Source organism: Shewanella canadensis (genome assembly GCF_003966225.1).
Lineage (GTDB): Bacteria > Pseudomonadota > Gammaproteobacteria > Enterobacterales > Shewanellaceae > Shewanella > Shewanella canadensis.
Window position 1 is genome coordinate 1 of the sequence record NZ_RXNU01000003.1, and the last position, 12781, is coordinate 12781.

Below are 12781 nucleotides of genomic sequence, written 5' to 3' on the forward strand. Positions count from 1 at the left end.
TACAAAACTTAATGAGTATTCACTCTTTGCAGAGTCTAATGCAGTCCGGGTCCCCATCGTCTAGAGGCCTAGGACACCGCCCTTTCACGGCGGTAACAGGGGTTCGAATCCCCTTGGGGATACCACTTTTTCAAAATTTCATGCTTATATTCCAGTGCATGAAATGGGGCCTTAGCTCAGCTGGGAGAGCGCAACACTGGCAGTGTTGAGGTCAGCGGTTCGATCCCGCTAGGCTCCACCATTATTCTTATTGTTAGTTTTGTATAAATTAACGAGAGACATGAAACCACCTTAGGGTGGTTTTTTTGTACCTGAAATTTGTGTCCAAACAGAGCGTTCAAAAGAGTGTGATGAGACAGTGCATAGCGTGGGTAATAGGTAACATCAGCTTTCTAGCTGATATCGTTATGCTTATGGTATTCGTATCAGCAATATTCATCCGCCGACAGAGCTTTAACTTTCTGCCCACTGAACAGACGATTAATTAAGTTGATAGTTGAAAAAACCACCCAAAGGTGGTTTTTAGATTTAAAGATGAATGGCTGATTAATCGATACCCAAAAAGCCTCCGGTTTGATGCGCCCAAAGTTGAGCATAGATACCACCGGATTGAGTTAACTCATGATGAGAGCCCTGTTCGACAATTTTACCCTCATCGATGACAATAAGCCTGTCCATTGCTGCAATCGTCGATAAGCGATGGGCAATAGCGATCACAGTCTTACCTTCCATTAATTGATATAAACTCTCCTGAATGGCCGCTTCAACTTCTGAGTCCAGGGCTGATGTGGCCTCATCTAGCAGGAGAATTGGGGCATTTTTCAGCAAGACGCGGGCGATGGCGATACGTTGACGTTGACCGCCCGATAGTTTTACGCCGCGCTCCCCCACTTGAGCATCCAAACCTCGATTACCTTCCGGGTCACTAAGGGTTTGAATAAACTCATAGGCTTGAGAGTGTTTAATCGCTTTGAGTAACTCCTCTTCACTTGCATCTGGGTTGCCGTAAAGAATATTTTCACGAACGGAGCGGTGAAGAAGAGAGGTGTCTTGTGTCACCATGCCTATATGTGCGCGCAAGGAGTCTTGTTGTACGTTTTTAATATCTTGTTTGTCTATTTGAATCGAACCTTGTTCGACATCATAGAAGCGCATTAACAAGTTCACCAGCGTCGACTTTCCTGCTCCGGAGCGACCTACCAGGCCTACTTTTTCGCCGGCTTTAATATTCAGATTTAGATTATCTATGATCCCGCTGCTTTCGCCGTAATGAAAACTTACATCGGCAAAATCGATACACCCTTGGGTAACCGTGATTGGCTTTGCATCGATACAGTCTTCAATTTCAGTAGGTTTAGATAAGGTGTTCATACCATCGGTCACGGTGCCGATATTTTCAAACAATGAGCTGATTTCCCACATGATCCATTGCGACATACCATTTAGACGAAGCGACAGGCTGATTGCGATGGCGATAGCCCCTACGGTAATTGCGCTGCTCGTCCATAACCAAATAGAAACAGCAGCTATAGTAAATGCGAGAAGGTAATTGATAATCTGCACGCTGACATTGATGCCTGTAACCAGTCGCATTTGCCGATAAACAGTATTGAGAAACACTTTCATGCTGCCTCGAGCATATTCAGCTTCTTTTTGTGTGTGGGAAAACAGCTTTACCGTTGTGATATTGGTATAGCTGTCTACAATCCGCCCGGTCATGGTTGAGCGGGCGTCGGCTTGCTCAGTAGAGACCTTCTTTAGCTTAGGTAAAAACATGAATTGCAGGCTTATGTATAACCCCAGCCAGATCAGCATAGGGACCATTAGTCTTAGATCCGCATTCGCAATCATGACGACCATCGAGGTGAAATAAACCAAAATATATACCAGTACATCTAAGAGCTTTGTCACGGTTTCCCTGACAGCCAGTGATGTCTGCATGACCTTGGTCGCAATTCTTCCTGCGAAATCATTCTGGTAGAAAGAGACACTCTGTTTGAGCAGATACCTATGTGCTAACCAGCGGATTGACATAGGATAATTGCCAAGAAGTCCCTGATATACAATTAAGGCATGCAGAAGAACCAGGGTGGGGATGATGACTAATACCAAAACAGTCATTCCAATTAGCTTCTGACCTTCTTTCTCAAATAAGGTTTGAGGGTCATTAGCGATGAGCATATCAACCAACTGTCCCATGAAACCAAATAGTGATACCTCTAAAATGGCTAAAATCGCGGTTAAAATCGACATGAGGACAAGAGGAAGTTCAAATCCTCGGGTGTAATGACGACAAAATGCATATATCCCTTTCGGAGGTTGTACCGGTTCTTCAGGAGGCAGGGCATTGACCCAAGATTCAAATCGTTTAAACATCTATGTTCTCAATGATTATTATATTTTGCTAACACTGTTGTTAGCATATCTTAAAAATAAAACATTAGGTTAACATTACTGATTTATATAGAGTTCCGTTTTCCGCTAGTTTAGATAGTCGTTATTAAGTAAAGTAAGGCTTAATCATTTTCCAAATTACGGATTAGGCCCGCTTAAGAATGGATCATTACCTCGAAACCTTAACCGTTGAATCTTGCCGTAAAGCGAGACACTCAAAAGATGCCCGTTTCGATGGCCAGTTTTTTGTTGGTGTGACCACGACGGGAATTTTTTGTCGTCCTATATGTCCTGCTGTATCGCCAAAAGAGAAAAACGTCAGGTATTTTGATTCTGCAATTCGCGCCGTTAATGCCGGATTAAGGCCCTGCCTGCGCTGCCGCCCAGATAGCGCGCCAGATTCATTTGCATGGAAAGGGACACAAACAACAATAGAGCGCGCCTTGAGATTAATTGATACCGGTGTTATGTCTGGTGATAACGGATTGAGTATAGAGGCGCTGTCTGAAAGGCTGGGGATCGGTAGCCGATATTTACGTCAGTTATTCAATAAGCATTTGGGGACATCGCCTAAGAAGTATGCACAATTTCGTCAACTGATGTTTGCAAAACAATTATTGCATCAAACAGATCTACCGGTAATTCAAGTCGGCTTGGCTGCTGGCTACACCAGCATCAGGCGTTTTAATGAAGTATTCAAAGAAACATTACAATTAACGCCAACAGAGTTAAGAAAAAATAGAGGTAATAAACAACCGCTCGCGGTGAAGGACGTTAGCTCAGGTAGAGGGCTCTGTTTAAGTTTACAATTATCATATCGGCCTCCACTAAATTGGAGTCATCTGTCTGAATTTTATCAATTGAGAATGGTTGATGGAATGGAATGGCTGAATGACTCACAAAGCTATGGACGTACTTTTCAATTAGGCTCTGCTAAAGGCTTTTTTGAAGCCGTGCACTATCCTGAAAAAAATCGATTCAAGGTTACTATTCATTTATCAACAGCCCAAGATTTAGCAGTGCTTAAGGATATTGTCATGCAGATCCGTAGGCTATTAGATCTCGATGCGGATATGAATAAGATAGAGAGCTCGCTTGCATCAATCTCATTGATATGTGACCAGATGAATGAGGGGTTAAGGCTACCAGGTACCTGGTCTGCCTTTGAGGCGGGCTGCAGGGCGATATTAGGGCAGCAGGTCAGCGTCATTCAAGCCACCAAATTGCTTAATAGCATGGTAAAGGCAAATGGAGAGGAGTTGAGTCTGTCGGGTAGAACGCTTCGTATGTTTCCTACGCCAGCCAAGCTTGCCAAAGCCAATTTGGATGAGCTTAAGATGCCCGGAGCAAGGAAAGCGGCGATCAATGCCTTTGGTTTATATGTGGCCACCAACCCGGATGCCGATCTTGATGAATGGTTAACCATTAAAGGCATAGGCCCCTGGACGGTAGCGTATGCCAAAATGCGCGGATTAAGTGATCCCAATATTTTATTATGCACAGATCTGGTGGTTAAAAAGAAAGTACTCAAGATGTATGAACTGGATAGGTTATCCGTGAATACAACAAAGTCAGGATATCAACCTGATTCAATGTTGGGTGATGCGGTAGATTATGACACATTGGCAGAGTCACTTCGTCAGCAGGCAACGCCCTGGGGCAGTTATTTAACCTTTCAACTATGGAACCTGACATGACAGTATTAATCACGACCAAAACTGAAAAGCATCTAATTCAGAAAGACTGTGACACTCAAGGAGCCAAATTCAATATGGGATGTTTACTTGTCCCTTTACCCTTCAAAGAGAATGTCGCACCGCTTGCATCGAAAACGTTTTCAACTCCAGTCGGGGAGTTGCTCATTAAAGCCAATCAGTATGGCTTAAGTCACTTAAGCCTGGCTGAGGTTGAAGAGGTATTATGGGTAGATGAAAGTCACCCCTCACATCAGGAGGCTTTAGGGTACTTGTCCCAAACGGAGCTCGAGATTGGTGAGTATTTTTCTGGTTCGCGAGAGACTTTTTCTGTGCCATTAGCGCCTCAAGGTACGGCGTTTCAGAGGCAAGTTTGGCAAGCATTGCTTGAGCTTGGTCATGGCGAATATTGTAGTTACAGTGACATAGCGCAGAAGATCAATAGACCCAAAGCTGTCAGGGCCGTCGGCGCCGCAAACGGAGCCAATCGAATTGCCATCATTATTCCTTGTCACCGCGTGATCGGAAAAAATGGCAAGCTAACAGGTTATGCCTATGGAATAGAGATGAAGCGACAACTGCTTGGCTTGGAAGGCTATGCTGATCAGAAAACTATGACGTTTTAATCCGGGTCTGCTAAGGAACACTTAACGTTTGCTCTGTCTCCCATTCAACCAAGCTCGATAACAGTAAAACATAAGCTTTATAGGTGATTTTAGCGTAGAATATGTGCCATATTTATTTTATGGCACTCACCCCGAATCTATGACACAAGCTCACTCTTCACAAACACCACAGAACACCACCTTCGAACAATTAGGATTAATCCCTGAATTACTGACTCGTTTAACTGAACTTGAGTATGTGACTCCTACACTGGTTCAGACTGGAACGATAGCTGCGGTTCTGGAGGGCAAAGATGTGTTAGCTGGCGCTATCACAGGTTCTGGTAAGACAGCTGCGTTTGCGTTGCCATTAATACAAAGACTGTTATCAAAACAATCTACCTCCGTTAAGGGAAACCAGATTGGAACATTAGTTTTGGTTCCGACTCGTGAGCTGGCTCAACAAGTTGCCGAAAGCTTTAAGAGTTATGCGAAACTGATTAAACCGAGAGTAAAAATAGAGGCTGTGTTCGGTGGTGTTTCTGCCAACACCCAGATGCTTGCGTTGAGAGGTGGGGCGGATGTTCTTGTGGCGACTCCAGGACGCTTGCTTGATCTGCTTTCTAGCAATGCAGTAAAGCTTGGGCAGGTGACCTCTCTGGTACTCGATGAAGCCGACCGTATGTTAAGTCTGGGCTTCGAAGAAGAGTTAACGGAGATTCTGGCCAAATTACCTAAGCATAAGCAAACTTTACTCTTTTCGGCTACCTTCCCCGAAGAAGTTAAGGAACTGACAGACAAGTTATTATCGTCTCCGGTAGAGGTTCAGCTTCAAAGCGAAGAGAAGAGTACGCTGATACAACAGGTTTATACGGTTAACCGGAACCGTAAGACAGCATTACTCGGGCATTTGATTAACGAGAATGATTGGCGTCAAGTCTTGGTTTTTGCCAGTGCCAAAAATACCTGTAACCGTTTGGAACAAAAGTTGGAAAAGCTGGGCATTGCGGCGCAGGTTTTTCATAGCGATAAGGCGCAGGGGGCAAGAACCCGAGTATTGGAAGGATTCAAAAGTGGTGAGATCCGTGTGCTAATTGCCACAGACATTGCCGCGCGTGGTATCGACATTGAAAAGCTTCCAGTGGTGATTAATTACGAGTTGCCTAGAAGTCCTGCCGATTATATGCATCGAATTGGTCGAAGTGGACGAGCCGGAGAAGCGGGGCTAGCGCTCTCTTTGATTTCTCATGATGAGTATCAACATTTTAAACTCATTGAGAAAAAGAATAAGATCAGATTAGTGCGTGAACAGGTTGTCGGTTTTGAAGCCTCTGAAGAAGCGCCGCTTGATTGCCCATCCAGAGAGATAAAACCTATGGCAGCACCCGAAGGTATGGGTAAGAAAAAGCGAAAAAAAGTCCCTAAGGCCAATGCCGAACTGTGGGCCAAAAAGCCCTAATTTATTTGTTAAATATAGGGTGGTAGCGCCACCTTATATTTGAAACATTTTATCAATGTCATTAATAGTCAATTTGTTATAGGTAGAATTTATGCAGCATCTATTTTGGTTAGTTGAAGACAAAATTGCTGGACGCAGTGGGCCTAACAAGGAAGCGTGGGATCTGAAGGAAATTAAGCGTTCAGGTATTGGGGCTATACTCTCTGTAAATGGCGGAGAGGCTTGTGAGCCTGACGCATTTACTCAGGCGGAATTGGCGTATGCGTGTATTCCCTTTTCCAGTAATGTACCGCCTAAAGATGATGACTTGAACTTGTGTGTCGAGCAGCTTCCTAAGGCGCTGGCTTTTATTCGTGAATGTGAAGCTAAAGAAATGCCGGTGATGATCCATTGTCGTTCAGGTAAAGACAGAACGGCATTGTTAATGGCTTATTATCTGATGGAAAATGGAGCCGCGCCTTTGCATGCCGTCAGTCAAGTACGTGCCGCAAGAGACATTGCTTTTAGTGCTGAGGGTTGGGACCAGTTTGCTTTCGATGTACTTTATGCCTTACAGGAATAAAATTATTTAGCCGATAATTCAGGGCGTAACATCGGACAAGGATAGGTTGAGACGAATAGTTTGTTGAGGAGTAGCTTTAGATGAATAGGCTTTTAATTAATAGACTTTTGACTAATAGGCATAGGGATGAAAAGTAGAGTCATTGCCTGTTGGGCAGCTTTCTTTTGTCTGGGGTGCTTATCCGCCTGTGGCTCTTTACCCGATTTTGGTGATAAAGAGCCAAGTTATAAATTACCTGCTTCATCAAATGCCAATCTGGTTCAATTTACCGCGCCTCTCATCGTTAACCATCCTGCCCAAACTGGTGTCGTCCCTTTGACTCATGGACTCGACGCGTTTATAGCAAGGCTGGCCATCATTACCGCGGCAAGTACAAGCGTTGACTTGCAGTATTATATTTATCGCCCCGATGAGACGGGTAAGCTACTCGTTTGGCATCTGCTCGATGCGGCACAGCGAGGCGTCAGAGTTCGTATCTTGCTTGACGATTTGACGACCAAAGAGTTAGACCATGGTTTGATGTTGCTCTCGACGCACCCCAATATTCACATCCGCCTTTTTAACCCTTCATCTTCCAGAGACTATAGAGGGCTTGAGTTTGTTACCGGTTTTTCGCGCATGAATCATCGAATGCATAATAAGTCTTTGACCGTGGATAATTCGGCGACCATTGTCGGTGGACGAAATATTGGTAACGAATATTTCTCTAATAATGAAGATGTTGATTTTGGTGATTTTGACCTGCTTGCGATAGGGGAGGCGGTTGACGAGGTGTCTAATCAATTCGATCAGTATTGGAATGCTGAGGTCACAGTGCCTATTGAAACGCTATCGGACAAACGCTTTACCGAAGAGGAGCTTATCGATGCCGATGACTTCTATCGAGCCGAACGTTTAGCCTTTGAGTCGAACGAGTATCTGGGGCGTCTGGAGTTGAGCCTCTTTTTAGAGGAGCTGAGGGAGCAAAAACTCAAATGGTACTGGGGCAAGGCTGAAGTGGTGTTTGACCCTCCGCAGAAGGCCCAGAAAAAAGATGAACAGCTGTGGCTACTTTCAGATTTATCTACATTTCTTGAAAGTGCTGAAGAGGAGGTGATGATCGTTTCCCCCTACTTTGTGCCAACGTCGCAAGGCACTCAAGATCTGGTCGCGGCATCCCAAAGTGGTTTAAAAATCACTGTGGTCACTAATAGTTTAGCGGCTACCGATGTGCTGGCCGTTCACGCCGGGTATCAGGGATACCGCAAGGCCCTACTCGATGGTGGGGTTACAATCTTTGAGGTGAGAGTCGATCCTGAACATAAACCCTCGGGATGGATGGGAAGTTCGCGCACAAGTCTCCATGCTAAAACGTTTATCTTAGACAGAAAATCAACTTTTGTTGGTTCATTTAACTTCGATCCCCGATCGGCCTGGATAAATACCGAAATGGGGATGATATTTCATCAGGCTGAATTTGCAAATGGCGTTGTCACTGGTATCGAGGCAGGCCTTAAAGAGTCAGCATTTAGATTAAGTATTGAAGAGGGAGAACTTGTATGGTTTGATGATTTAAATGACGTAAAGCTTCATTCTGAACCCGGTGCGGGGTTTTGGCGTAAGTTTATGGCCGATTTTATTTCGCTATTTCCTTTTGAATCACAACTTTGATGACTATTCGCCCAGCCTTTGACCGTCGTCATCTTGTTTTTGCTGTGTTAGGGTTATACTTCAACTAATATTAACATTTTATTTGGTACGAAAATGAAGAGTAAGGCCAACCAATCCCAAGGCTTATTGCTTTTTCGTCTGTCTCAGAGACAACTATTCGCCCTGGGCACGCTAAAGATCCGGGAACTTGTTCCCTATACTCCTTTAAGTGTAATACCTCAGTCTCACCCTACGATCTTAGGGGCAGCGACTATTCGTGGTAATACTATTCCTGTTATCGATATGGCTGCAGCGGTCGGCTATCCCTCTCTTACAAGTGAAGAGTTGAAATCGAGTTATATCATCATCACCGACTGCCAACGAATGGTTATCGGTTTTTTAGTTCGTGCCATCGATAAAATTATTGAGTGTAACTGGCGTGATATAGAGTCTCCTCCAAATAATTTAGGTCCCAATGCCTATTTGACCGGGGTGACTCGCTTTGATGACCAATTGGTGCAACTACTCGATGTAGAACTGCTATTGTCAAAAGTCTTCCCACCTAGTCCTGAGATGAATCGCGCTATATTGACCGATGTTCAACGTGAGAAACTCAAGCCACTGAGTATTCTGTTAGTCGATGATTCTAAGGTTGCCCGTAAGCAGCTTTCAGATGCCCTGGATAGTATCAATATTCCTTATCAAGTGACCTCAGATGGACGTGATGCGCTATCTATTATGGAGAAAGCCGCAAGTGAGGGGACCCCTATCGATCTGCTGGTCAGCGATATTGAGATGCCAGGATTAGACGGTTATGAACTCGCTTTCGAAGTGAAAAATACGCCTGCGTTGGCCGGCGCCTATATTATTTTGCATACATCACTCTCCAGTGAGATCAGCGTAAGTCAGGCTCATCAGGTTGGTGCGAATGAGGCGCTAACTAAGTTTGATGCCCATGAGTTGATTAGTGCCATGTTAAGAGGGGCTGAAACTAAGGAATAGGGGCAACTCACTTCTATATTCTGAGGTCGCAAGCTAGAAGTCATGAACATGTTCTCGATGAGATCACGGGTCATGACTTCTCAATGTGAGATAGCGTTAACTTCCTGCTCAATTCCAGCTCTTTTTGTACACTCATTTTGTGATGTTGGAAACGTCGCGCTATAAGAGACGGGGAGGCGCAGCAGAGACAATTTCACATCATAAATACTGACAAAAGCTCTGTGCCGAGTTCTTATAGGAGACGTGATAAAATGGCTTATGGACGGGCTTGGGTATATACCTTGTTAACATTATGCTACAAACGGGTAATTTAGTCGGCTATTTCCACTCTATTACTAGACATCTTAAGTGAGTTTGGTTAAAACATCTTGTTAAGAAATATTAATTAAACTTATCTCTTCGATTAGTTTATGGCATCGCTTTGAAGGTGCCAGATGCTAACAAGCAACATATTATAATAATGACAGGCCAATCAATGAATCAAAAACAATCTTTATTAGCCAGACTGGCTAATGGCAGCTTAGTGCTGCAAATCCTATTTGGGATAATTGCAGGTATTTCACTGGCGACAATTTCAAAAGATTCCGCACACAGCGTTGCTTTTTTGGGTGAGCTTTTTGTCGGTGCTTTAAAAGCAATTGCGCCTATCTTAGTGTTCATTTTAGTCGCGGCTTCAATTGCAAATCAGAAAAAAAACGCTAAGACCAATATGCGTCCAATTGTTATCTTATATCTATTTGGTACCTTTGCAGCGGCGATGACCGCTGTACTTCTCAGTTTTGCCTTCCCGATCACTTTGGTGCTGACAACGGGCGCTGAAGGGGCTACACCACCGGATGGGATTGGTGAAGTGATTCATACTTTACTCTTCAAACTAGTCGATAACCCAGTTAATGCGGTTATGACCGGTAACTACATCGGAATTTTAGCTTGGGGCGTGGGCCTTGGTTTGGCTCTTCACCATGCCAGTGATTCAACCAAGCAGGTATTTGCCGATGTGAGCCATGGTATTTCACAGATGGTTCGTTTCATCATTCGTTTAGCGCCTATCGGTATTTTCGGGTTGGTTGCAGCGACATTTGCTAAAACAGGCTTCTCGGCTATTGCAGGTTATGGGCAATTGCTCGCGGTTTTACTCGGCGCTATGGCTATTATTGCGCTTATCGTGAATCCATTGATCGTTTTCCTGAAAATAAGACGAAACCCATATCCGTTAGTATTGACTTGCCTACGTGAAAGTGGTGTTACCGCGTTCTTCACTCGATCCAGTGCGGCAAATATTCCGGTGAATATGGCTCTTTGTGAAAAGCTGGAGCTTCATGAAGATACCTATTCGGTGTCTATCCCACTAGGCGCAACGATCAACATGGGAGGGGCGGCTATCACTATTACGGTTCTGACCCTCGCGGCCGTTCATACTATGGGGATTCAAGTCGATATTCTCACCGCGATTTTACTCAGTGTCGTTGCTGCTGTATCGGCCTGTGGCGCGTCAGGGGTTGCCGGGGGCTCACTCCTGCTTATTCCTCTTGCCTGTAGTCTATTTGGGATCTCGAATGATGTTGCTATGCAAGTGGTTGCCGTCGGTTTCATTATTGGTGTTATTCAGGACTCTGCCGAAACGGGTTTAAATAGCTCAACAGATGTACTCTTTACCGCCGCAGCTTGTGAAGCCGCAGAAAGAAAAGAGACGATATAATCTTAATAGATAGAAGGTTCCCGGAGTATTGGCTCCGGGAACTTTCTTATGTTCCAATGATTTAAAGACACCTCAGCTTCTCTGCAACTTCATCTCCTTGCTTTTCTCAGCCTATATTTTCATTCAGCGACTCATACATCGACGCATGCATTAACGGATATGTTGACACTGAGGGGAGCCTATTCTGTGCCCCCACTTCTTCATCGCTATATCATCAACAGCTAAAAAAGGCTGAAACCCCTTTATTGAAAGCGTTAGCCATTCTCTTGATGCGAATCTAGCCGTTAAAAAACAGGCCTGAAAATAATCATTGACCTACACTCATCGGATGAATTAGGTAAATTAATTCATATTGTCTAAAGTAATGCATATAAAGTGATTTAGATCGCGTTTTTATTTTATGCATGCGATACACTTTTTAATGAATTGTTTAGCTAAGTCGCCATAAACCCGATTTAGCCATATGGTGCTAAATAGATAGCATTATAGCTTGTAACTGCCACAAAAAATTAACAAAACATATTTCGATGGAGCTGAATTGAAAATGGATTCAATGGCTGAAGTATTACAAGATGAATGTAGTCAAACTGAAAGTCGAGAATTACTCGAGGTGATTAAAATGTCAGTAGTTGAAAAGCGACAACGCTTAAGTTGGCAGGAAAAGGATGTGGTCAGTCGAGAAGTTGTTGGTCGATGGATAGACGACCGTCATTGTGTGGGAGATAAGATCACACTTTATCGGCAAGGTAATAAAATTTTCCTTGAGACCTGGTACAGCGATGGTTGCCACAGTTTAGATGAGATGATGAGTACTCAAACTGAGGATGGGCTGAAGTTAGAAGATAAAGGCGGGAATATTTTCGGAGAGTACTTCCTGCTATCGGCAGAAAACCATCTACGTTTTTGCAACTCCAGCGAGTGTTTCTATACCGCTAAAGCGGCTTAAGCTCACGGTGCTTAGACTCTGCCTTTAAGAGCAGTTATATCCATAAGACTAGGTATGGTGCTGCCTAGCCTTATGTGAACCCTCATCTGTGATGGGGTGATGGTTGATTTGCGACCATTAACTGAAAGGGTGAGCACTATGAAAGGTCATTGCTTTACCTGAATAGGGGTGAGTAATGCTGAGTGACATGGCATGGAGGCAAAGTCTCTTCGATGCCGCGATAACCTTTTCATCGCCGTAAAAATCATCCCCTAAAATAGGGTGACCCATTGCCAGCATATGCAAGCGTAGCTGATGCGTCCGCCCCGTTACGGGCTTTAACTCAACCAACGTACTGCTTTGCCTATGCTCAAGCACCTTGAAATAGGTCTTAGAAGGTTTACCCTCCTTTGCCAATTTCTGTAGTGGAGGCCGCTCAGTGTCGGGTTTCATGGCTAGTTCTATCACCCCTTCCTCGTCTACGATATGCCCCTGAACTTCTGCGATGTAGGTCTTCTTACTCATCCTGTTTTGAAATTGTGTCTTGATATTGGACTCGGCTTTCTTGTTTAGTGCAAAAACCATAATGCCAGAGGTTGCACAGTCTAATCTGTGAACCAGTATCGCTTCAGGGTAACGCTGAAGAAGACGGTTGATTGCACAATCGAAGGTATTTGCAGCCCGGCCTGGATTTGAGAGTAAGCCAGAGGGTTTATTGATGATAATAATGTCTCTGTCTTTATATCGAATATCTAACCAAGGGATAGAAGGGGGGGTATAAGTAAATATCTGCATGAAATCTCCTGTTGCGG

Annotated in this window: 10 protein-coding genes and 2 tRNA genes; 10 read left to right on the forward strand and 2 right to left on the reverse strand. The window is 44.2% G+C overall.

What is annotated here, in order from left to right:
• Nucleotides 1-49: 49 nt before the first annotated feature.
• Nucleotides 50-125, forward strand: a tRNA-Glu gene (locus EKG38_RS06140).
• Nucleotides 126-165: 40 nt separating this feature from the next.
• A tRNA-Ala gene (locus EKG38_RS06145) sits at nt 166-241 on the forward strand.
• A gap of 305 nt (nt 242-546) precedes the next feature.
• Here the strand turns inward: EKG38_RS06145 and EKG38_RS06150 are convergent.
• The gene (locus EKG38_RS06150) at nt 547-2376 is read right to left on the reverse strand and encodes an ABC transporter ATP-binding protein (RefSeq protein ID WP_126519418.1); all 1830 of its coding nucleotides are present in this window, start codon (nt 2374-2376) and stop codon (nt 547-549) included.
• Nucleotides 2377-2555: 179 nt separating this feature from the next.
• On the opposite strand from EKG38_RS06150, the gene EKG38_RS06155 reads away from it, so the two are divergent.
• The 8 genes from EKG38_RS06155 (at nt 2556) to EKG38_RS06190 (ending at nt 11990) form a co-directional block, all read left to right on the forward strand.
• Nucleotides 2556-4091 (forward strand): DNA-3-methyladenine glycosylase 2 family protein, encoded by a 1536-nt coding sequence (locus EKG38_RS06155; protein ID WP_126519419.1) that lies wholly within the window; start codon nt 2556-2558, stop codon nt 4089-4091.
• Entirely contained in the window at nt 4088-4714 is a 627-nt protein-coding gene (locus EKG38_RS06160) for a methylated-DNA--[protein]-cysteine S-methyltransferase (RefSeq protein ID WP_126519420.1), read from the forward strand. The genes EKG38_RS06155 and EKG38_RS06160 overlap by 4 nt, the downstream gene beginning before the upstream one ends.
• 139 nt (nt 4715-4853) lie before the next feature.
• Nucleotides 4854-6152, forward strand: coding sequence for a DEAD/DEAH box helicase (locus tag EKG38_RS06165; protein WP_126519824.1), 1299 nt, complete (start codon nt 4854-4856; stop codon nt 6150-6152).
• A gap of 91 nt (nt 6153-6243) precedes the next feature.
• Nucleotides 6244-6714, forward strand: a complete 471-nt coding sequence (locus tag EKG38_RS06170; protein ID WP_126519421.1) for a dual specificity protein phosphatase family protein — start codon at nt 6244-6246, stop codon at nt 6712-6714.
• A 126-nt stretch (nt 6715-6840) separates the two neighbouring features.
• On the forward strand, nt 6841-8364 hold the full coding sequence (locus EKG38_RS06175) for a phospholipase D family protein (RefSeq protein ID WP_126519422.1): 1524 nt from the start codon (nt 6841-6843) through the stop codon (nt 8362-8364).
• A 93-nt stretch (nt 8365-8457) separates the two neighbouring features.
• Complete coding sequence (locus EKG38_RS06180) at nt 8458-9345, forward strand: chemotaxis protein CheV (RefSeq protein ID WP_126519423.1); 888 nt, start codon at nt 8458-8460, stop codon at nt 9343-9345.
• A gap of 475 nt (nt 9346-9820) precedes the next feature.
• Entirely contained in the window at nt 9821-11044 is a 1224-nt protein-coding gene (gene sstT, locus EKG38_RS06185) for a serine/threonine transporter SstT (RefSeq protein WP_126519424.1), read from the forward strand.
• 544 nt (nt 11045-11588) lie between these two features.
• Nucleotides 11589-11990: a hypothetical protein gene (locus tag EKG38_RS06190; RefSeq protein ID WP_126519825.1), complete on the forward strand. Its 402-nt coding sequence runs from the start codon at nt 11589-11591 to the stop codon at nt 11988-11990.
• A 117-nt stretch (nt 11991-12107) separates the two neighbouring features.
• On the opposite strand, the gene EKG38_RS06195 is transcribed toward EKG38_RS06190, so the two are convergent.
• The gene (locus tag EKG38_RS06195; RefSeq protein WP_126519425.1) at nt 12108-12764 is read right to left on the reverse strand and encodes an RluA family pseudouridine synthase; all 657 of its coding nucleotides are present in this window, start codon (nt 12762-12764) and stop codon (nt 12108-12110) included.
• Between the last annotated feature and the right edge of the window lie 17 nt (nt 12765-12781).